This is a genomic window from Bythopirellula superficialaquae (genome assembly GCF_059632245.1).
The window spans coordinates 1,658,469-1,680,758 of sequence record NZ_CP197426.1; the positions used below are offsets into that span (position 1 = coordinate 1,658,469).

General features: G+C 48.9%; 19 protein-coding genes. 7 read left to right on the plus strand and 12 right to left on the minus strand.

What is annotated here, in order from left to right; all coding sequences use genetic code 11:
* Positions 1-172 precede the first annotated feature (172 nt).
* The 5 genes from SH678x_RS06805 to SH678x_RS06825 form a co-directional block, all read right to left on the minus strand.
* A complete protein-coding gene (locus SH678x_RS06805) occupies positions 173-3,250 on the minus strand; it encodes an efflux RND transporter permease subunit (protein WP_496922136.1) in 3,078 nt (1,025 codons plus the stop codon).
* A gap of 67 nt (positions 3,251-3,317) precedes the next feature.
* The gene (locus SH678x_RS06810) at positions 3,318-4,610 is read right to left on the minus strand and encodes an efflux RND transporter periplasmic adaptor subunit (protein ID WP_496922137.1); all 1,293 of its coding nucleotides are present in this window, start codon (positions 4,608-4,610) and stop codon (positions 3,318-3,320) included.
* Between the two features lie 64 nt (positions 4,611-4,674).
* Positions 4,675-6,102 (minus strand): sensor histidine kinase, encoded by a 1,428-nt coding sequence (locus SH678x_RS06815; protein ID WP_496922138.1) that lies wholly within the window; start codon positions 6,100-6,102, stop codon positions 4,675-4,677.
* Positions 6,099-6,815 (minus strand): response regulator transcription factor, encoded by a 717-nt coding sequence (locus SH678x_RS06820; protein WP_496922139.1) that lies wholly within the window; start codon positions 6,813-6,815, stop codon positions 6,099-6,101. The genes SH678x_RS06815 and SH678x_RS06820 overlap by 4 nt, the downstream gene beginning before the upstream one ends.
* Positions 6,816-7,102: 287 nt before the next feature.
* The gene (locus tag SH678x_RS06825; RefSeq protein ID WP_496922140.1) at positions 7,103-7,531 is read right to left on the minus strand and encodes an EamA family transporter; all 429 of its coding nucleotides are present in this window, start codon (positions 7,529-7,531) and stop codon (positions 7,103-7,105) included.
* Between the two features lie 161 nt (positions 7,532-7,692).
* Between SH678x_RS06825 and SH678x_RS06830 the strand changes: the two genes are divergently transcribed.
* The 6 genes from SH678x_RS06830 (at position 7,693) to SH678x_RS06855 (ending at position 13,670) form a co-directional block, all read left to right on the plus strand.
* Complete coding sequence (locus SH678x_RS06830; RefSeq protein WP_496922141.1) at positions 7,693-8,577, plus strand: DUF1559 family PulG-like putative transporter; 885 nt, start codon at positions 7,693-7,695, stop codon at positions 8,575-8,577.
* A gap of 14 nt (positions 8,578-8,591) precedes the next feature.
* Positions 8,592-8,978 carry a BlaI/MecI/CopY family transcriptional regulator gene (locus SH678x_RS06835; protein ID WP_496922142.1) on the plus strand — a complete coding sequence of 129 codons (387 nt, stop codon included), beginning with the start codon at positions 8,592-8,594 and terminating at the stop codon, positions 8,976-8,978.
* Positions 8,975-10,066, plus strand: a complete 1,092-nt coding sequence (locus tag SH678x_RS06840) for a M56 family metallopeptidase (protein WP_496922143.1) — start codon at positions 8,975-8,977, stop codon at positions 10,064-10,066. The genes SH678x_RS06835 and SH678x_RS06840 overlap by 4 nt, the downstream gene beginning before the upstream one ends.
* A gap of 251 nt (positions 10,067-10,317) precedes the next feature.
* Positions 10,318-11,100, plus strand: coding sequence for a methyltransferase family protein (locus tag SH678x_RS06845; RefSeq protein WP_496922144.1), 783 nt, complete (start codon positions 10,318-10,320; stop codon positions 11,098-11,100).
* A gap of 93 nt (positions 11,101-11,193) precedes the next feature.
* Entirely contained in the window at positions 11,194-12,936 is a 1,743-nt protein-coding gene (locus tag SH678x_RS06850) for an ArnT family glycosyltransferase (RefSeq protein ID WP_496922145.1), read from the plus strand.
* Positions 12,933-13,670, plus strand: a complete 738-nt coding sequence (locus SH678x_RS06855; protein WP_496922146.1) for a polyprenol monophosphomannose synthase — start codon at positions 12,933-12,935, stop codon at positions 13,668-13,670. Before SH678x_RS06850 ends, SH678x_RS06855 begins: the two co-directional genes overlap by 4 nt.
* A gap of 586 nt (positions 13,671-14,256) precedes the next feature.
* Here SH678x_RS06855 and SH678x_RS06860 read toward each other — a convergent pair.
* Entirely contained in the window at positions 14,257-15,066 is an 810-nt protein-coding gene (locus SH678x_RS06860; protein ID WP_496922147.1) for a hypothetical protein, read from the minus strand.
* Between SH678x_RS06860 and SH678x_RS06865 the strand changes: the two genes are divergently transcribed.
* A protein-coding gene (locus SH678x_RS06865) for an IS3 family transposase (protein ID WP_496918735.1) occupies positions 15,029-16,212 on the plus strand; the annotation gives its coding sequence in 2 pieces (ribosomal slippage) (positions 15,029-15,296 and positions 15,296-16,212; 1,185 coding nt in all). The genes SH678x_RS06860 and SH678x_RS06865 overlap by 38 nt on opposite strands.
* 215 nt (positions 16,213-16,427) lie before the next feature.
* Here SH678x_RS06865 and SH678x_RS06870 read toward each other — a convergent pair.
* The 6 genes from SH678x_RS06870 to SH678x_RS06895 form a co-directional block, all read right to left on the minus strand.
* Positions 16,428-16,934: a hypothetical protein gene (locus SH678x_RS06870; RefSeq protein ID WP_496922148.1), complete on the minus strand. Its 507-nt coding sequence runs from the start codon at positions 16,932-16,934 to the stop codon at positions 16,428-16,430.
* Between the two features lie 44 nt (positions 16,935-16,978).
* The gene (locus tag SH678x_RS06875) at positions 16,979-17,191 is read right to left on the minus strand and encodes a hypothetical protein (protein WP_496922149.1); all 213 of its coding nucleotides are present in this window, start codon (positions 17,189-17,191) and stop codon (positions 16,979-16,981) included.
* Between the two features lie 796 nt (positions 17,192-17,987).
* Complete coding sequence (locus tag SH678x_RS06880) at positions 17,988-18,782, minus strand: DNA polymerase III delta subunit-related protein (RefSeq protein ID WP_496922150.1); 795 nt, start codon at positions 18,780-18,782, stop codon at positions 17,988-17,990.
* A 121-nt stretch (positions 18,783-18,903) separates the two neighbouring features.
* Positions 18,904-19,857 (minus strand): hypothetical protein, encoded by a 954-nt coding sequence (locus tag SH678x_RS06885; protein ID WP_496922151.1) that lies wholly within the window; start codon positions 19,855-19,857, stop codon positions 18,904-18,906.
* Between the two features lie 409 nt (positions 19,858-20,266).
* The gene (locus tag SH678x_RS06890; protein ID WP_496922152.1) at positions 20,267-21,304 is read right to left on the minus strand and encodes a hypothetical protein; all 1,038 of its coding nucleotides are present in this window, start codon (positions 21,302-21,304) and stop codon (positions 20,267-20,269) included.
* 242 nt (positions 21,305-21,546) lie between these two features.
* The gene (locus tag SH678x_RS06895; protein WP_496922153.1) at positions 21,547-21,975 is read right to left on the minus strand and encodes a helix-turn-helix domain-containing protein; all 429 of its coding nucleotides are present in this window, start codon (positions 21,973-21,975) and stop codon (positions 21,547-21,549) included.
* Positions 21,976-22,290 lie beyond the last annotated feature (315 nt).

The following is a 22,290-nucleotide window of genomic DNA, read 5'->3' on the forward strand; positions in this document are numbered from 1 at the left end:
CGTCACTCTTTCCATACATCTTCGCAATGGAGAAAGTTTCAACATGAGCACGAATTGGTGCTATAAGCGAGAGTTAATCAAATCATGAAAATGAATGCTATCACGAATGACAAACAGGTTAAGTTGCGATGACTTTACGGTGGTTTCAAAGACCATGGGATCTTTACTACGATCAATCTTCTGGGAGCTGCACAGCATTGCCACCCCAGAATAAATACAGAGGTGGTAGCAAAAACAGATTCAGAATCGTCGATGTAAACAATCCACCCACTATCACGACGGCAAGTGGATACTCAATCTCGTGGCCAGGCTTGTTGCCGGAAATGATCAATGGAACAAGTGCTAGTGAGGTAGTCAAAACCGTCATCACGATTGGTGCCAAGCGTTCCTCGGCTCCGCGCAATACCAGATCGAAGCCATATGGTACTCCCTCAGCCACCTGCAAATGGCGGTAATGACTTACAAGCATAATTCCATTGCGAGCGGCAATACCCAGCACGGTTACGAAGCCAACTAACGATCCGAGCGATAGCACTCCGCCGTCTATCCAGGCCGCAACAACAGCTCCAATCAAAGCAAATGGGATTGTTAGGCAAACCAACATCGTTAGCCTTAAAGACTGAAAATCAACGTAGAGAATGAGTAATATTCCCACCATTGCTACACCACCTAGCAATATCAAACGCCTCTGTGATGCTTGTAAAGCGGCGTATTCACCTAAAAATTCTGGGTGATAACCATTGTCGAACGGAATGCTTTGTACGACGTTGTGAACTTCCGTGGCCACAGATCCTAGATCTCGCCCTTTAGCATCACACGTAACATCGATCCTTCGGGAACCATTCTCGCGTTTAACCTCGTTGGGTGCGGGTACTATTCCGATCTCGGCGACATCTTTAAGTGGAATCTGGGCACCGGCTGGCGTATCGATGCGCAGTTCGTGAAGTGCAGTCAAATCAGTGCGCGATGCTTCGGTGCCCCAAACTATGACATCGACCTTCATCTGGTCTTCGTAAATTTCTCCTACTTTAGTGCCGCGCAGAAGGGTTGTTACTGCCCGCCGCACTTGTCCCGAGGTCAAGCCAAAGCGTTCTGCGGCGTTGGCTTTGAGACGTATGTCAACCTGTGGAACCAGCACTTGAGGTTCAACTTTAAGATTGCTAACACCAGGCACGGCTTTCATTGCCAAAGCAACTCGCTGTGCCTGTTCGCGTAAAACGTCCAGGTTTGGTCCATAGATGCGAACTACAATGCTTGAACTCGCGCCTGTCAGCACTTCTTTGACGCGCTCTCGCAGGTAGGTGAGTACGTCGCGATACAAGCCAGGGTATCCATTGATGGCCGCTTCAACTTTTGCGAGGGTCGCATCATAATCAACAGATTCGTCAATACTTATCCATAACTCAGTGAAATTGGGTCCGACGACCTCATCAGCGACTTCGGCACGACCTATGTGACTTCCAAAATTTCTAACTCCGGGGATAGAGCGCAATTCCTTACTGGCTCGAATAGTGATGCGATCCATCGCTTCGATTGAAGTTCCGGGCTTCTCGACGAAATGCATCAAGAAATCTGTTTCTTTAAAATTAGGGAGAAATTCTTTTCCGAGGGTCTGTAGCAAGCCAAATGTGCAAATGAAGGAAACAGCAAGAATAGCAATTGCGGTCATGGGACGATTGACGAACCACGGTAGTATTTTTCTATATGGTATTTTGATCCACTTGGTGAGTGGTGGTTCATGGTCGCTAGCCGTAGAACGAGGCAACATAATTAAAGACATGGCAGGAGTGACAATTACAGCAACGGCCAGCGATGCCAAAATTGCCAGCACATAGCCAATGGCCAGTGGTCGAAAAAATGCCCCAGGAAGACCTTCAAGAAAAAATACGGGCAAGAAAACGAGGATAATGATTGCGGTCGCATACACAATCGCGCTACGAACCTCAAACGAGGCCTCTAAGACAACGCGAAAGTTTGACATCGGTTTTTCAGCCGCGCGATTCAAACGTAATCGACGAACTATATTCTCTACGTCAATCACGGCGTCATCGACAACTTCTCCTAAAGCGATCACCAATCCAGCAATGATCATTGTATTAATTGTCATCCCCCACCAATGAATTAGTAGCACAGCCGCGATGAGAGATAGAGGAATAGCTGTAAGACTGATGATGGCAGTCCGCCAATCGTAAAGAAATGCAATTAAGACAACGACAACGAGTACGCAGCCAATCAATAAGGCATGAGTAAGATTGTCTATCGAACGCTCAATAAAAGTTGCTGGCCGAAAAATAGTTGAATCGATTTCGACATCTTTCAGGCCAGGCTTCAGAAGATCGAGTGCTGCCTCGACTTTCCTGGTGACTTCCAGCATATTTGCGCCTGGTTGTTTCTCAACAATCAGAAGAATCCCCGGCTGATCGTTAATAATGGCATTACCAATCGGCGGAGGAGAGCCGACTCGAATTTCGGCGACATTGCCAAGCGTAAGCGGTGAGCTTTGATTGAATGCAACAACGGTTTTCGCTAAATCTTCTGGAGATTGAACTGGTGCGAGCTGGCGGACGGCCATGCGTTGATTTGGTGTGTCCACGAAACCACCCGCATCGAGAACAACGGCATCCGTCGCTGCTCGCAACACAGCGTCGAGTGTCAGCCGATGTGCTTGTAACCGTTCGACATCAACTAGCACTTGAAGTTGTTTGTCACGCTGGCCCCAGATAGCGACGTTGGCAACTCCCGGAATAGCCATGAGTCGCGGTCGAATTGTCCATACCGCCAACTCAGAAACTTCCTGCTGAGAAAGCTTGTCGGACCACATTCCAATTTTCAGCATTCGGCTGAGCGATGAAAGCGGCTGAAGGATTACCGGCGGGCGGGCTACCGACGGAAGGCGTGGTGTTTCAACGGCAAGCCGTTCTTGCACTAACTGTCTTGCCCGGTAAAGGTCAGCGTCCTCGTGAAGCAGCATGCGAATTGACGACAATCCCAGCACCGACTTAGAACGGAGCGTTTGCAGTCCGGGCGTACCGACTAATGCATTCTCCAATGGGAATGTGATTAGATTTTCCACTTCTTCGGACGATAGTCCTGGTGCTTCGGTTTGAACTTCAATGTAAGGCGGAGCGAATTCGGGAAAAACATCTAGTGGCATGCCGGGGATCATTCGCAGCCCCCCAACGATCAATAACAGGGCGGCGGCAATCACAGCAACGCGCAATCGAAGTGCTGTCTCAACAAGCCACCGCATACATGTCTCCTACCAACTCAACACTTAACAACGAATAGAGATATACGCCGAAAGGTGCCTTGCAAAACTATTTCGCAAAGCCAAATTCGACCCCCGACAGTTCAGCTACCCCAGCAGTTACGACGACGGTTCCTACTTCTGGACCCCGTAAAAGTGCTGCCCAACCATCTGCAATCCAGCCGACTTCAACACGATGTCGAGCATACTTATATGTTTCAACTTCCTCATACACCCATTGACCTCCGTAGACATCATGGAATACGGCAGCCCATGGAACAGCTTTTACGTCTGTATCTTCATTGAGAGGAATATTGGCCGCGATGCGCTGTCCAGGTCGATATTCGTGGTCTAAATTTGCCACCTCATAATAGAGGTCTACCGCGGAAGACTGGGGAATTGCAGTGGGTGGAAGTGAGACAGGATTTGCAATCACGTCCTGTTCTGACTGAACTCCGTCAAGCAAAGTCAATCGGGCGGGCCGATCTGCAGAAATATCATTAAGCTCACCCACATAGACAGGAACTTTGACCCACATCATCGAGTCGTTCATTACTTCAAAAAGCGGAGCGCCTGATGCCACAATTTGTCCTGCTTGAACATGCGTCACCCTCACAATGCCTTTTAGCGGCGACACAATATCAAGTGGTTCCAATGTTCCAGCGTCTTCGTCCAAATTGATATTATCCAATAATTTCTTGCGTTCTTCAGAGGCCGCCAACGCCTGTTTCGCAAGTTCAAACTGAGCTTGTGCATCATCAACGGCTCGTCGAGTGCCAACATTCTCGCTAAATAAGCGTTCAGCACGGGCTAAAGCAATGCGCGCCGCCTCAAGCTGCACAGTGGCCTGCTCGAATTGGCCATTAGCATCAATTTGTGTTTGAGCAACTGTCGCTTTAGCTTCTGCAAATCGAATTCGCTCAGCGGGAGTGAGGACTTCACGCTCAGGAGTAAGCATGGGCAAAAGTTTGAGCAGTGTTTCACCTTCCTGAACCGGCTGACCAACTTGAGGAAATCCAACACCGTTTGGATTTCGCAGTGTTCCTGAAAGCGGAGCGGCAACAATCACCGCCGCGCCCGTCGGAAGCGTTAATTCTGCCCCATAGGATCGATGTCTGGGCATACTGCGAAGCTCTACGGCGTGTAATTTCAGCCCAAGACGGTCGAAGGCCTGTGGACTGAGTTCAATGGCATTGAGCGTGGCTTCATTCACTGTAGCCTTTATAGTGGCAGGACTGACGGTTTGCTTCGCTATCTGATTTCCTGGTCCTGTTGGTGATTTGGCCACAAGGCGCCAATTAAAAGAAGCAGCAGTAAAAGCGGCGATAGCCGCAAGGATGCAGATGTACTTAATGCGTGTCATCTAGCGATACTCCAATCTATGGATTTCATGGCCTGACCAATTTTCATGACTTGGCCATCCCTATCTATAGACGCGCTTGTGACAATTCAGACACGAGTTGCTCAGTGGGGACGCTCAACAATGGTAGGCGAATAGTAACAATCGTTCCAACTTTTAGTTCACTTTTAACATCTATCGTCCCGCCGTGCGCAATAACCGCCGTGCGTGCTATAGAAAGGCCTAGTCCGCTCCCACCCCCATCAATTTCTCGCGAACTATCAACTCTGAAAAATCTATCGAAGATACGCGGCAAGTACTCGCTTGCGATACCTATTCCCGTGTCGCTAATCTCAATAGTTGCCTCCTTATCATTGGTCCTCAGCTGGACGCAAATGTAGCCTTGGTGAGGAGTGTATTTGATTGAATTGTCTAGGACGTTAAAGAGGGCTTGGCTCAGTCGAATATCATCTCCACGGACTTCCGTTGGGGTCAGTGAATTGACTTCAATCTCAATCATTCGACTAGCCGCCAATGGCCTTAGCTGATCCGTGACATCGGCCAGTAAAGCATCTAGTTGAACAACATCTTGATCGCAAACGATAATTCCTGCGTCATGACGACTAAGGTGCAAGAGCTGGTCGGTCAAGCGGCTCAAACGTGTTGCCTCATCCACGACAATTGTCAGGGCATGTTCATACTCCTCAGGCGATCTCGTTGATTGAAGCGTAGCTTCGGCCTCCAAACGCAGCGTTGTTATAGGAGTGCGAATCTCGTGCGACGCATCAGCCGTGAATCGCTGAATTTCAGCCACCGCCTTTTCAAGACGCTCAATGAGAGAATTTAGTGAAGCAGCCAATCTACCGATCTCATCGTCGGAATTCGGGACCTCGATTCTTCGATCAAGGCAAGAAATATTTATTGAGTTAGCGACATCAACAACTTTTTGAACAGGGTCGAGCGCTCGCCGAGTTAGGAGATGACCTATCGCAAGCGAGATAACAGTCCCTAAGCCGGCCAAAACAGTCATCATCAACTGCAAGCTTTTAAGATCCGTGTATAGTGCCGATAGCTCGCGGTAAACCTGGACGCGAAGTCTCCCAAAACTGCTGGAGACTATCGCGGATGCAATTCTATACGGACCTAAACCGTCAATGATATGAGTTTCAAAGTGGGTGACTGCACTAGAACGTGTGACAGCCAAATTATGTGTCCCCTTGGCAACAAATCCAGCGCTCGAAAAAACCACATGGCCTTGTTCATCTGAAACGAGGAAATCATAAAATGAATGCTGCGCAAACCGTTTTTCCGCCGCCGCTCGTAGGTCGGCCTCATCCTCTGCTAGCTTAACCTCAACGGCCATCTCCTTGACTTCTTCCAAAAGGCCCGCGTCGGTGCGTGCGATTATTTGCTGACGCAATATGATGAATAAAAGAAGAGCGAATACACAGAGCATGACTGCGATCGAAGCACCGTACCACAAGGTGAGACGCCATCTGATTGAAAGCTGGCTCATGGTAATTCTCCCAGCAAATAGCCTTGATTACGCACAGTATGCAGGAGCGCCGGTTCACTTTCAGAATCAAGCTTTTTGCGAAGCTGGTTAATCTGAACCTCAATCACATTAGTCCAGGTGGCAGTCGGTTCTTTCCATACATCTCGTGCGATCATTTCGCGTGTAACCACCTGATTAAGGTGTTTAATCAAATATACAAGTAACTCAAACTGTCTATTTTGCATGTCAATAAGCTGATCACCGCGAAATGCCTGGCGCGAGACGAGATCAACAGTAATATCACGGAAGGCAATCTTCGTGTTCGCACCGTGGGTTTCGCGACGAAGCAACGCACGTACGCGTGCTAACAACTCATCGAGAGCAAATGGCTTTATCAGATAGTCGTCGGCGCCCGCATCTAACCCAATCACCCGATCATCGATTGAATCTCGTGCGGTAAGAATGAGCACGAGAGATCGATTGCCACTCCGTCGGATGTTTACTAACCAATCGAGTCCCGATCCATCGGGGAGCATAAGATCGAGTACAATTAAGTCTGTCGATGGCGTAATTATCTGCCTTGCTACTGCCAATGAGTCGGCGCCCAATACATCCCAGCCAGCTTCGCAAAGCGACTTAGTAATGCTTCTCAACAAACTTTTATGATCTTCAATAACTAGAATCTGAGGCATTTGCAGTAGTGCGAAAAAGTGAGAATGTGCAACTGCTGGCATTTACTCATAGCGGGACGACTATGCATTATCGCTATAGATCACGATTTCAAACAGATTCACATTGAAAGATAATCTCGAATTCATCTTTCAAGCCTTCAGATTCTAACTGACATTCGAGCGGTTTTTGTTAGATCTTGCGATCCGTACATCATTTGACTGTGCTTTTTCTACAAAAGATATGACGTGGTGATTATTTGAGTATTCGTACAAAGTCGAAACAAGTCTGGTTTAACGACGCTAAAGATAAATCACTTTTCATTTAAACATTCGAGCAGTCAAGCAAATATCTATTTAGAGTATGCGATAAGTGCTACCCCAACAAATGCCATAAGAACGCCGATCCATCCAAGCGATGAAATTTTCTCACCAAGCAAATAGACGCTGGCAACCGCAATTAGTGGCACGCTCAATTTATCGACCGTTGCTACTCCCGACGCGTCACCAATTGATAACGCTCGATAATAGCAAGTCCATGATATAGCAGTTGCTAATCCAGCAAGTGTGAGAATTATCAATGACTTTTTTGACAACGACAGTACTTCTTGAATATTTCCAGTCGCACTGGTCCATGTAGCTACACACAGCAACACTATGGCGGTGCGTACTAGTTGAGCCTGATCAGGATTAACTCCTCTCAGTCCCAGTTTGCTAAGTAGCGCGGTGACGGCTGCAAACAGAGCGGACAGGCATGCCCAGAAAAACCAATTATTCAACATATCCATGATCCTTTCGGGGACTATTCGACAAGTAGCGGACTTCTGCTGCCTAGTGCTAGCATCTTCAAGAAACGCGGAAAGTGGCAATGTTTTAGCCTTGATCGAATTACGAAAGGCTTAGTATAACACCTATCGTTAGAAGGATCTGGCAGAGCAGTTTTATGAAAATTAACCAATGCGAGCGGGGTCTTCAGTTGCAATATTGCAACTCCTACCGGCGCGGTTTTACCGTACTTGAGTTGCTAGTTGCAGTTGGCGTTATGGGCATTTTAGTTGCCCTTCTCCTCCCCGCCATAATGTCGGCGCGTGAAGCTGCGCGGCGAACGACTTGCATAAACAACCTTCGCCAGATTGGTGTTGCCGTGCATCAATACCATGATCGAGCAAGTCAGCTTCCAATGGCTTGGCAACTGGCGAATCAAGATTCCATGTTTGCTTATGGATGGGCAACCAAAATCTTACCGGACTTGGAACAAGGCGATCTTTTTCGGCAGCTTAACTTCAACGAGAGGCCAAGTGTTGATTCCGCCAACGAGATTACAATATTACCAGTCTTCGTTTGTCCTTCTGATATTATTGAGCCACTATTCGATTTGTCCGAGGATTCAGAGATAGCTGGACAACTTGCAGTGCTACCCACTGCAAACTATCAAGGTGTGTTTGGAGTTGCTGAGGCAGATGAGGCATACGATCCACACGCAATTTCCGATCCATTATTCGGCGAAGGATGCATTGTCCACAATCAAAGAATTCGTCTAACGTCCTTGGATCGCGGCCTTAGCCACACATTACTCATTGGAGAGCGAACCATGGCCATGGTTCCATCCACTTGGTTAGGTGTCGACCTTCGTGGGCAAGATTCCACGTGCAGGCTTGTGGGTTCAGCGATTACTCACCCTAACTGTAGTTCTTGCGATGAATGCGAGTTTGGAAGTCGACATGCCGGCGGGGCCGTCTTTGCGTGGGCAGATGGACATGTCGCATTGGTAAGTGAAGATGTCGATTCGATTGCATATCAACAACTTGCTCAACGCAGCGTCCAATAGGATCAGTTAGGGCTATGAAAGATCAGTCCGATTTAGCAATACTTACCTCGGCCGAGGCCGAAGTGATGAACATAATTTGGGATCTCTCGCCAACTTCGGTGGCTGATATTGTTCCTAGACTACCTAGAGAACTTGCATATACCACGGTCATGACAACTGTGCGTATCTTGGAGACCAAAGGATTTATTGAGCAATGTGGAAAACGCGGCCGTGCTTTTTTGTACAAAGCCATTGTGGACCGCGATGCCGCTCAAGGATCTATGTCCATGGAAGTTGCCAATCGCCTGTTTGGTGGTTCCATCAAATCTCTTGTACTTAATTTAGTAAAAGACGAGGCAATTAGTACGGATGATTTGGCCGAAGTGAAGCGATTGATTGAACGCCTTGAGGCATCCAAATGAATTCCTTGCAGTGGTTTCAAGTCGTACTATCTTTGGCGGTGCAAGCGACGCTTGTAACTGCTATTGCATGTGCGACGGAACGTCGCTGTGAATCAGCGGGTGTAAAAGCACGTATTTGGACCTGCTACTATTTCTCGATATTGGCTATTCTCACTGCCGGCTTATTGCTGCCTCGGGCGCATTGGACAAACCCATGGCAACGTCTTGCTGATAGCAACTTGATGAAAGTCGTTATTGTAGAGCAGTTCATGGCAACTTTATTTCTAATCATCTGGGGAATAGGAATACTTTATTTAGCGATCCGGTGGATCGTGGAGTTCTTTGAACTACGTCGATTTTTCCATAGTTGCAGACCCCTTGGATCTGCCGAACAAGTTGTCCTTACTGAGGCAGCACCCGCCACACTATTAGAACTCGAAGGACGCGCGATTGAATTTCGCATTTGTCCGGAATATCTTGGGCCTTTCTGCTATCAGTTTCATCGGCCTGTCGTATTCCTGCCGCAGTCTCTCGTCCAATCCTCGACAATTAAATTGAAGCATGTTCTTCAACACGAACTCACTCATTTGCGAACTCGGCATCCACTGCAAGTGTTTATGCAACGTTTAGTTCAAACCATATTTTGGTTTCTTCCGGCCATCTGGCGGGCTGGACGTTTCGCCAGTTTGGCTCGTGAATACGTCTGTGATGAGGCAGCTGTTGATTCTGGGGCCTCAACGGCAAGTTACTTAAGAACGCTATTGGCGTATGCCCAGAAATACCGAGACGAGAATAATGTGGTCCTGGCAATTGCTCCTTCTAGTAGCGAACTGCGATTAAGGGCACAACGCTTAGCAAATCCCCGCTCTACGGATCAAGGATTGTTCGGATCGTGGGCCCCCAGCATGATTCTGTTACTTTCCATAATCGCATCACAAATTTGGCTTCCGACAAATCCACTTGCCTCACCGAAAACTAGTTACTCACCTTGGCCAGCATGGTCTGCGGCGGCACTTCACACATTTGACATTTCCGTGAAAGACTTTGATCGATTCGATCCCCGGCTCCAAATGCACGATCTTTTAGAACAAGAAAAATCCCAAGAATAGCAACCTCAAGCATATCAAGCAAAAAATTTTGACTCGAACTCCTAATGTCTTAGTAGTTACTGTGATGCTAATCACCCGGCTTTCTAATTGAGAGTCGGAACATCAATGAAACTTAATATGTGATTACAGAAAGTGTGGACTCAGAGATGCAACATTCAACTAAACAACGCTATCACAACACAGCTCCGTCACGTTCGGAAGAAATAAGGACTACTCCACTCGCATTTCCATTCCAGAACGAAGCTAATCACATGACACGAGCTGTCGATCCGTCTCCTGTCCATTTTTATCAGGCAGGTTTGAGTAGTGAGTTAGAAGTACAGGGGGAGTGGCTTTTTCACTGGCGAAGTTACTTGCCCCTGCTTTTTGCTCCAATAATTTTGGTTGCTCTGCTTAAGACCAGCTGGCCCCTCAAAGGACTAGCTTTGCACGAAATCTGGGAGATAGTTTGCCTAAGTGTATCCGTAATTGGTCTAGGAATTCGTGTGCTTACAATAGGCCATGTGCCTGCTGGTACATCTGGAAGAAACACGCAACATCAGTGCGCCGCCTCGCTAAATCGATCAGGCATTTATTCTGTGGTTCGCCATCCCTTGTACTTGGGTAATTACCTAATTGGTTTAGGTGCAATGATGATACCCTTTGTGTGGTGGCTACCGTTGCTCTACTCATTGAGTTTCGCAATTTACTACGAACGTATCATGTTTGCAGAAGAATGCTTTCTTGTTCGCAAATTCGGCAAGACATTCATAGACTGGGCTGACACAACGCCTGCATTCTTTCCGAAACTTTGGCAATGGCAACCGCCGACCGAGTCATTTTCAGTTCGAAACGTGCTTAAGCGAGAATACACGGGCCTCTTAGTAGTTATATTGCTTCACACAGCATTCGAAACGGTTGTGCAATCACACATCCAAAAACACCTTGTATTTGATGTAAAGTGGGAGTTGCTTTTGATTGCGGGGCTAGCAGTATACCTGACTTTGCGATCGTTAAAGAAATATTCTTCAGTTCTCGATGTTCAAGGTCGCTGATGAGTTCTGAAATGGATATGTTTTTTTAACCTTAACTTCCCGCCGTGTCGCGGCCTGGCTGCGGCGTTTGCATTGCTCCTCTGCGGAATGACTATGTTGTCTACAACTCTTACCCACCAAGAAACGGTAGTCGGACGACCGCTCCTCGGCCCACGAGAACGCATAAAGCCGACTCTTGCCATCGCTTTAGCTTTGATCTTCTCAACCATCTTGTTTGTCCCGTGGCTAGGGATGCGTGATTTCTGGTTTCCTGATGAACCGGATGTCGCCGAACCTGCTATGACAATGTACCGCTCCGGAAACTGGATCACCCCAAAGCACAATGACGAGGCTTGGGCTGACTATCCTCCGCTGACCTATTGGCTCGGAGCTGCCTCGGCCCATGTTTTCGGCGGACCGTCGCCATTCGTTCTGCGATTTCCAGTGGCGGTCATGGCACTCTTGCTCCTTGCGATGCTGGCCTTCCTTCCCCAGAAACAACCAGATGGATTTTCCTCTGCGAATCTCTGGGCAGTCGTGGCGTTGGGTACGACACCCCTCTTTGTTTTTCAGTCCATTAATTACCATCCAGACATGGCATTCGCCCTATTTCAAACGGCGGGCCTCCTGCTCTACGGCGTATCATTTTCCACGGAACCGTTCCGGCAGCGCCCTTGGTGCTATCTCTTGCGCTGTGGGGCGTTCGCATGCTTTGGTCTGGCGGTCCTATCGAAAGGCCCCCTGGGACTTCTGCTGCCGGGCCTCATTCTGGCGATTTGGCTTGCCTCGATAGGGAACTGGAAGTCGATGTTGGCAATTGCCGGGTATAGCGTCATCTCGCTTGCCATATGCTTGCCATGGTATTTCGCGTTCGCTAAAGCCACGGGCGCAAAACACGTTTGGACCGAGCTGTATTTACAGAATTTCGCACGCTTTACAGCTGCTAGCCGCGGTCATGGTCAGCCGTGGTATTACTATTCCACCGGCATTTGGCCACAAATGGCCCCCTGGGCACTTCTTCTGCCATCGGCTCTCTGGTCCGCCGCAAGAAACTCCTGGAAAGACCCTTTTACGCGCCTCGTCCTCCTTTGGTTTGGGATCACCTTCTTGTTTTTGAGTGTGGCCGCCACTAAGCGACAGGTCTATTTGCTGCCCGCTTACCCTGCTGCAGCAATCCTTATGGGTCGCTACATACATACCCTGATCACAAGTCCGCCACTGCGGGTCTTCCAGGTCGGCCGAATCGTGATCGGCGTCGTCGCCATCTCGGCTAGCTTCCCATTGATCGCGAGCGCGCTATTCCCAGGGTTGCTTGACTATGCTCATCTTCCGGCACGAGCACACTCGGTCATTAGCGATCTTCGTTCGTCATTGCTCATCAGCGGCATTGGTACTTTTTTCCTGGGAGCATTTTTATTGAAAGATGCGAGGCAGGCTTATACGGCTCGCATTCCTCTCAGTACGGCAGGATATCTGGCCTTAATCTTCTTGACCCTTCAGATAGCAGTATTTCCTCGTCTAGACCAGGAACGTAGTTACCGCCCGGCGATGGATTACATTCGATCCGTCTCCCCACAAGGGCAGATACTCTATTTTATGCCAGGTGCTGAAATTAAACGTTGTGGGTTCCGCGTTGTCGACCCGCTGTTCAAAGTGCTGCCATCGTTCGACGACCCGCAACAGCTGGCGAATAAGCTCAAAACACCGGGTGCCGTTGCCATAGCAAAAACGGACCAGGTCGGCCGGATCACACCCTTTCTCGACAGCCCTCAGCAAGGGAGTCTGAAATTCAAAGAATTCCATCTAAGCAGCAAATCCTTCACAGTCATCCATAACAATTCGATGGTGCCACGATGAATATCTCACCCAAGCTGGATCGCGTCGGCGAACCAGTGCGTGTCAGCGTTGTCCTGCCCACGTTCAATGAATCTGCCAATATCAAAACAATCATCGCTGCAATACACGCTGCCCTGGGCGGCACGCGGCACTATGAGATCATTGTAGTCGATGACGATTCGCCCGATGGGACGTGGCAGTTGGTCGATGAGATATCGTCAAAGGACCGACGGGTTCAGTGCGTTCGCCGAATCGACAAGAAGGGGCTTGCCAGCGCTATCATCGACGGCTTGTCGCTCGGCAAGGGCGATGCCCTTGTGGTTATGGATGCGGATTTGCAGCATGATCCCTCATTGCTACCAGCAATGATCGCTTCGCTAGACAACAGCGATATCACCATAGCCAGCCGATATGTCGAGGGAGGCACAACCGGTTCGTGGGGAGGTATTCGTCTGTGGGGGTCCCGAACAGTAACCATGCTTAGCCGCCACATTCTAGGTATAGAAGCAACCGACCCACTGAGCGGATTCTTTGCCATCAGGCGCGAACTATTCCTGGCTATGGCGGCAGACCTTCGCCCCAGAGGTTTCAAAGCCCTCCTCGATATCCTTGTCCATTCACCCGGTGCAATCGTCCACGAAATACCGCTTCGCTTCGGGGAGCGACACGGCGGCAAATCAAAGCTCGGCATCAGCACGGTGTTCGATCTCTGTTGCTCACTGATCGAACTGCGGACGGGGCATATCCTGCGGTAAAAACCTGTAGGGAACGCCCTGTTAGGGTGTTTATTGCCGCCGCCAACCGACCTTCGCGCAGAAATCGACGACGAATGTCAGCTGGCGGGTTCTTGTCCTTCATGACTTTTAAGGCAAGTCGACGACCACTTGTCAGATGCAGAGCCAAAGTCAGAATATTCCTAACGCTGCCAGCTCAGTCGCACATTGAACTGTTACAATGTACATTATCCGATTGACGCTAAGTGGCTTCTCTATTGCCTGCTGCTGATTCACTACCGACTTTAGATTCAATTCGAGCAACTCATTACAACAAGGGCACTTAAGAAAAATTGAATTTGCATTCGATTCCCGCCGCCCTTTCATGAATGTCACTCTTCTACTTGGGTGGTATTAGTTGGCACGGTATCTGGCACGGAATCGATAGCTGTTCCTGAAAAATTCTGTAAAATTTGTCCGTACACACGTCGGGCAAAATGTCTTGCTGACCTACCTAAGTCATTGCCTGAAACGAGAATAACTATGCCGACCGTTGCTAACGCAAAACTCCCCGAAACTGACTCTTAATCAGTAGGTTGTTGGTTCGATTTCTAGAGTGGAATTCTTCTTAAGCTTGCACACAATGGCCCGAGGATAGCTTGAACGCGAAATACTCATTAAGCCGTTTCACTAGTTTTGTCTCGTTCCAATTCATTTTTGCGAAATTTTCATTTAGAACATCAAGAATTCGCTGATAACTCAACTGCCCCACAAACGGTCCACTGGGCAGCTCGGTTAACAATTCTCCATATGGAATTGACTTTCTAAGCTCTTGCGAGTCTCGGTACTTGTCGACTACTTTGGTCTGTGGCTGGGGACTCACCAGCAGCACGACAAAATCGCGCTTCGGTATCTCAAACAGTTTGGGTTCGTCATACCAACCACACTGGTAAAGTCCCACTCGGATATTACGAATCAATTGATCCGACGGATAACCTTTTTTGCCAACATTGTGGGTCGTGGTTTCTGAGAGTTCGGAGCGGTATTTCATTTCTAGGAAGACAATGGTCGGGGGATTTTCCCATTTGATGACCACGTCGACTTCCGTCGATCCTTCCGTCCACGGCAAGAGATGCTTCGGCATCTGCGGCTGACGTTGCCACAGTTCGATCCGGAGATTGCGATAGACTTGCGTCCGAAATCTCTGGGCTCCCAATCCGGCATTCAAAAGCTGAGGCAACCAATATCTCGGTGCAATAGCCTGCAACACGCCGAATAAATTCCCGGTAATCGCATCTTCGCTGTTGGGTCTTATGATCAGCGGATGACCTGCCCCCTTCACCCGAGACCACACCTGAAGCGAGAATTTGGTGGTGGTTGTAAGCGAAGGAGGATCATCGATGGCACGAGGAAACAAGTTCACAGCGGAGCAGATCATCACGAAGCTGCGTGAGGCAGAGGTCCTATTGGCTCAGGGTCAGAAGGTCCCTGAACTTTGCCGGCGGTTAGGAATTTCCGATAAGACCTATTACCGTTGGAAGAAGGAGTACGGTGGTCTGCGGATGGACCAGGCGAAGCGTCTGAAGGATTTGGAGAAAGAGAACGCTCGTCTGAAGCGTCTGTTGGCGGACGCGGAGCTGGATAAAGCGATTCTGCGGGAGGCCGCCTCGGGAAACTTCTGAGCCCGGCGAAGCGGCGACGCGCGGTGGCGTATGTGCGTGATGCACTGGGCCGCCAGTGCGTGACCGAGCGTCGGGCATGTCGCGTGTTAGGGCAGGTTCGAAGTACGCAACGACGCTGTCGCTATGCGGCGAGCGACGAGCCGCGTCTTATGAAGCGGATTGTGGAGTTGGCCACCGAGTATGGGCGATACGGCTATCGCCGGGTGACGGCCTTATTGCGTGAGGAAGGATGGCGAGTGAACCACAAGCGGGTCGAGCGGCTGTGGCGTCAAGAGGGGCTGAAAGTCCCTCAGAAACAGCCCAAGCGGAAGCGTCTGTGGCTGGCTGATGGATCGTGCATCAGGCTTCGGCCGGCCTACCAGAATCACGTCTGGAGCTACGACTTCGTGGCGGATCGGACGAGCGATGGCCGAGCCATTCGGATGCTGACCCTGATCGACGAGCACACCCGTGAGTGCCTGGCGATCGACGTGGCGAGAAGCCTCAAGAGCGAGGACGTGCTGGAGCGACTGAGCGACCTGTTTGTGCGTCGTGGGGTGCCGGCCTACCTCCGCAGTGACAACGGTTCGGAGTTCACCGCGACGAAGGTTCGAGAGTGGCTCTCTCGCGTCGGCGTGAAGACGCTCTTTATCGAGCCAGGCAGTCCTTGGGAGAATGGTTACATCGAAAGCTTCAACGGCAAGCTGCGTGACGAACTGTTGAACCGCGAAGTCTTCGACACACTGTTGGAAGCGAAGGTGCTGATCGAGCGCTGGCGACACGTGTACAACACCGTGCGGCCACACAGCTCGCTCGGCTACCGCCCACCCGCACCCGAGGCGATCGAGCCTGCTTCGTTCGCTTCGGCTACGCCTCAGCGAACGAAGCAGGCTGGCGTTGGAACAGGTCCAACACTAACTTAAGAATTGGTTCCATTCTTGGGGGCAGGTCAGCGGAGCGTGATTTACGGGCGGCACTCACCACCAAACTTACGGCCAGGAAGCACCATTCCGGGAGTGAAAGGGTGACACTTTTGGTAAATATTAAAGGGTTTGATGGCTGACTGGTGATTGCTTCGTTCATGGGAATTCTCTTTGGGAGTTGCGGGGACTATTGTTGATGATCGTGGTCTGAAAAATTAGTGGTTCCAGTAACCCGGTTGCGTCAGGAGCAAAAGTTTCTCGACCACCTGCGGTAGGGAGGGTTGGTCCGGTTTGTTCCTGCGCTTGGGTTTTTGATCAGGCCAGTGGCTGGGAGGTACGTAGCGATCATCGATAAACAGCAACCCCTGCCAGCAGGCTGCCCGCTGCCAGTAGCGAGCTTCGCGCGAGAGTTCTCCCTGCGGAGCAGTCCATTGCTTGACCGACCGACGGTTCCGGCGAGCGAAGATGCTGCCTGCCCGCTGGCACCACTCGGCTTGGGCCTTGCGGGCCTTAGCGAAAAACTCGCTCGTCCCGAGGCCGCAGTCGACTTGCGTCAGCGGATTCAGGTACAGGTACGATGGAGCATGAAGTTGTAATAGATAAAGTCGTTCGACGACCCCCTCCACCAACGCGTCGTGGTCAGGATTGTGTCGGACGACCGTGACGATCCCCTCAAAGGTCATGATGGTAGGTTTAGCTAATCGTTGTTTGAGTGCTGACATGTTGTTCCTTCCTCAGGGTTTGAGAAACAAGACTCCGACGAAGACTAGTTGCGCTTCGACTTAAACGAGCACGCCTCCAGCGAAGAACTCGCCTCGTTGAGCAGTTCGACGACGAAAGCCGACCAATTCATGCCGAGCAAAAGAGCTTGGGCTTTAGCTCGGTTGAAGATTGGCTCTGGAACTTGAACGTGCAAAACCCGCATATTACCCGCGAATCGCACCTCTGTCGGTGCTGGTTCTAAGACTGAAAGAGTCATGTTTTGTTTCCTTTTTTTCAGGAGTTAGTGGTCAAGCTGGGTTACGTTGATGGTTTCTCGATTCACAGAGAGTAGGAAGAATTGATCTCTCAAGTTTCTTCTGCCTCGAAGTTCATCTTGAAACAAATGAAGTGATCTTTTTCTAAGTGTTGTCACCACACTTTTAGTTCAATATTTAGTAATTAATAATCTTGTTCTTTGGTCTGTTTTAGTTACTTGTTTTTATTCTTGTTCTTTAAATTTGTAATTTGTTTCGTAGTTCTAGTTCTGTTTCTTATTCTTGATCTTTGCCCTAGTCTTATTTGTTTTATTCTTCTAATGCCCAACCCAATTTATGTTTCAGCCCTGGTATTTTTTGTAGTTCTGTAATTTAATGTTCGTGTTCGTGTAGATGGTTATTATGATTTTTGTGACCGACATGGCTGGTCACGCTCAACTTTCATGGGTTGTTGAGTTCCATGAAAGCAGCACTAGCAAAGTAGAATCCCAAAGATTGCAAGCCTTGAGAGGATTCATTTCGCTGATATCCATACTGACAACCGAATAGTTTTCTCGATTGAAAAGATGCCAGAAAAAATGCTTGGCTTGATAAAAACTTCCTTTTGAAATTTTCAGAATATGGCTCTTCGCGTGAGAATCGCCGTGAGTGATTGGCCATGCCTTGCAACGTGATAGTATAAAAAAGAAGCGGGCCGTAGAGATCGTCTGTCTCCACGGCCCGCTTGGTTGTCAAAGGTGGTTTGGCTTATTAATTAACAGGCGTGTTTTGCCCGTAAAGGCCATGGGCTATCAATAATCAAACTCCCCAACCATTTTCATCGTCGATCGAATCATCGCTTGAGAGGTGATTGTCGTCTCCCGCTTTGCCGAACAGCTCATCTAGATAGGAGTCGGTCAGTTCGCCATCTGTTTCCACTAAGACTTTTCTTGGAAATTCTGCACAGGACCGCATTTCTCGATGGAGACCAATAGCTGCTCGCTTCAGCTGCTGTTCATTTGAATATTTGATATCGTATTTCTCAAAGTCTCGCTTGAAGAAGTCGACTATAATTGGAACCCCTGGGCGTCCCAATTTATACTCATACGACTTCAGTCGACTAAAAAGTGCGTCGTTAATTTGATGGCGATGGGTCGTCGCCGCAATGAGGAACGCTTTTGGTTTATCAATAACACCACGCAATAGTGTCTGAAGATCTTTGTCGAGGTCTTGAATTTCGTCGAGAAAAATGATGTCGCCCTTCCTTTCCAATTCTAGATTTAAATCCAAAATATCTTCTTTCTTCAGTTTACAAGCGAGTCTTTCCTCGAATCCCCACAGTCTTTTTTCGTCGAAAGCTCGACAATTGTCACAGCGACCACAGGGCTCGTATTCCCCTGCTTTACGGTTCTCACACTTAACGCTTTTGGCGATCAGTCTTGCCAACGTGGTTTTGCCAACACCCGTCGGGCCGGTGAGATAAATGATGTGCGGAACGCGATTTGAGGCGAGAGCTTTAGTTATCCGACGTGTCGCAGCTTCGAGGCCAATCAGATCGGCGAATAAGCCAAGTTGCCGATCGTCATCGAATGGGGAGGTCGCAGTACAGATCATTCGTAAAACCTTTCGCACTAGGTGATGTCGCGGCGCGCAGCACCCACGTCACCAGAGTTGTGATATAAAAAAAAGGCGCGCAATCCTGCAAAGCAAACTTAAAGTGTTTCGAATGCAGAAGTTAAGTTTGCGCGTCAAGATTGCAAAGATTTGCAATCTCGACGGCAGTAGGAAGCGAATTGAATCGGCTTCTGCGGAGAAATGGGGGTGATCGAGCCAGCTGAAAGTAGATTTTTGTGCCTCGTCCTCGCTCAGCAGAAGCTCGAGTCGACTCAACAATTCCGTCATCCTCGAGCTCGCTTAAATATTTTTTGATGCTGTTGTATGACCAACTTGTAAATTCTTGCAGGTGCTTCCTATTGAAAACGTCACTGGAGAATTCACTGTCGTCAGGAAGACTTTCTCCGACAATTTCCCCGGTTTGTAGTCCACGATGAATTTTTGATGCCAACTCAATTGCTTTGGATGACAAAGATCCGTTGTCCTGCGCTAGTGGAATCGAGATCATCAGGTCGCGAGCGACTCTATAATCACAAAGAGAGCATTCTTGGCTGACTGCAGTCCTCTTCTGAACCATCGTTTCCCAGGAAATTCTCAGCGCTGCTATCGCTAACAACACCCGATAGAACGCAAGGCTCTCATCGGGAGAAAGATTTGACGATCTAATGTGTTGGCTGAATGAACATGTCGGCAGCTCTGATGATTCCAATTGTTGCAGAAGCTTTTGCAATTTGACTTTAGCAACTTGGGCAGCGTCCGATTCACCAGAGCTGTAAAGGTAGCCACATCCGACTAGGTAGCGGCTTGAAGTTGGCGTCAACAATGTAATGCATGGCCCAATCGGACCTACTAATGCCCTGGATTGAGTAACAAGCAGAACTCCTGGCAAATGTCCGTGAGAATTAAGGTCACCGACCGCAAGTTCGCATGCGCGTAGCAATAATCGCTGTTCATCGTGTCGCGGCCAGATGATGTTACAACCTTCGAAAGCACTCTGCTTGAGGTCGTTAAGTTCCTTGACCGTTGTCGGTTGCTTCACTTTCGCGGGTATAAGATTGAGAATGCGATCAACCATTATTCCATCCCACCCTGGCCAACTCGAGACGACTTGTAAGAATATTGGCGCCTTGTTGAGGGATGCAGCGAATGTGAGAAACGTCATGAGGCTCACAAAGTCGGCGCCTGTCATACAATATTGGAATAGTTCCTCGAAAACGTCTTTTAGCGCATGGCCTTGGAGCAGTTGGCTAATCTTTTCAGGGGGAGATTGGCGTGAGGGCTCTGCCATGAGATTCTGTACCTACAACTGCTTAACGAGACATGTTCAACACAGTATCGTGTTGATGAGTTAGCGCGTCATCGAGGCAGCTGCAGTATTTATGCAGTGGTTACGCAGTATTTCTCCACCGCAAAATAGAAAGAGCCAACAGAGGCCTGTTGGCTGCATCGAAAATCTTAATTGAACGAAAATTGGCTAATTATTATCATACGGCAAAAAGTGGATTTGGACCTTCACCGTAATAAACAATTTTGAATATCCGACGTTTATGAAAGTATCTGAGCTGTAGCGGAACATAGTACCCTTCAAGGATTGTAGAGATTCGACTTGCATCGCTTGACAAAGTACCGTTTGGTGTAGGCTTCGTTTGCCAAAGATCTCCTGTGATGTCATCTACGGGTAAGTCTTTGCCAGCGCGGTATCTTACAAATGCCTGGGCAAAAAGTTTCGCAGATTTGTCCTCAAATGGCACACGTATGGCACCCCATTGAAGTGAGCCGTCGTCGTTTAAGTCGTAATACGGTTCAATCAGTTTTCGATGCTTTGCATGAAAGGCGGAGCTGGCTAGAGCGACTGTGCTGCAAAGCGTTACAGCCTCAGCAAGCATATCGAGCGCTCTTTGATCGAGAACACAGTCGTACTCCTGTTTGACGCCTTCAAAAGTGCTTATGCGAGGGGGTGGAACAGGGTTTACTTGGGTCCAAAATGGTTGCAGGAATAAACTATCGGGCATCGAAAGCGGGTAGCCGAACAACTCCGGCAAGTTTGTTGCTGTAATTTGCCATAACAGCCGAGCACCAAAGGAGTTTGCATAGTCAAGATGACCGACGCAACCATCGAGCGTTTGGCACTCATCCGGATAAAGCTTTGGAGGCAGAAATTCGATTTTCGGTACCTTGCGTATCGATTCGTGCCAGCTGTTCAAATTAGCCAATCCACCGAGAATCGCCTGCTTCCCGTTGTCAGTAATATCACGAAAAGCATCGCGACACAAAGTTTTCAGTTCGGAAAACTTGTCAGCATTTCTTTGTGCAAAGTCTCGGCGGAGAATTTTGTGGAACTCAACTCTAAGAGCATTTTCATCTAACTCGTCTTGCCTATGTTCCAGCAGACTTTGCTCACGCGAGTGCCAGTCATTATCGAGCAAACTTTTTCGGACGGGTTTGAAGTATCGCGGAGATTTGGTACAAAAATCAATCAGCTTATCGCATAGGCTTTTGGGAGTAGATGTTTTTGATCCCATCAGGACCTCCTCAATTTGCGGACAGAAAGTGGACAGGAAAAAGACACTGACGAATTGATACGCGATTCGCAATAGTGGCAACGGCTCGACTTAGACGCTGAGGGGTCTCACGGCACGTAGCAGCCATGGGTGGGAATTGGCGCCGGAAACTTTTTTTCAACAAGTCGCAAAAAATGTCGACTGACACTTTGGAAACGGGAAAGCTGTTTAGCATCACTTCCCTTGAGGATTTGGGCCATCACCTATCGCGGTCGAATTCGCGGGAACGGTCCGGCAGATTTGGGGTTTCGGCAAACCTCAAAGGCTGGATCGGGCTGCTTATTTGGGGAGCTCCTGGCAGAGTTGCTAATTTCTAGATTTTCATGACTTTTCAAAGCCCCCAGCAGATCGTCCCGGGTATAGACCCATCGCTTACCGACTTTGCTTGCTTTCACTTTTCCGGCGAGGCGTAAGTCCCTGAGCGTCGTACGGTTAACGCCACAGGTTTCCGCAGCTTCAGTCTCGTTCAATGCGACGCGTCCTGGAGGCCACGACAGCACGCTCAGAGTTACTTCAAGAATCTCCATAATCAGTTCCCGAATCGCAGTTTTCGGCAGCGCGAGGATGATTTTGGACGAATTTTCTTCTACTTCTGGACCCTGCTGGTCGCAATTTCGATCTTCGTTGTTCATTGTGTTTTTTGGGGAGTGGAGGTGCCAAAAATTCTCTCTTAGCAACCTACCATGCACTTGCATAAACACTTGAGGTTGACTTGCAGCAAACTTGCAGCATTTATGCAAGCTGCTATATTCATGTTGCTTTACCCAATGGCTTGAGTGAAATTATGCTTTTGTTCTATTGAGAGTTCCAAGAATTCCTGAGACTGTAGACGTAGAAAGTTAGCACTCAAGTGGGGATTGTAGATTGAGAAAAGTTCTACAGGAGTTCTACATGCTTCGGAAAAACTTCCCTACGCAATTCGACCTTGGGACGTATTTCCCGAGAAA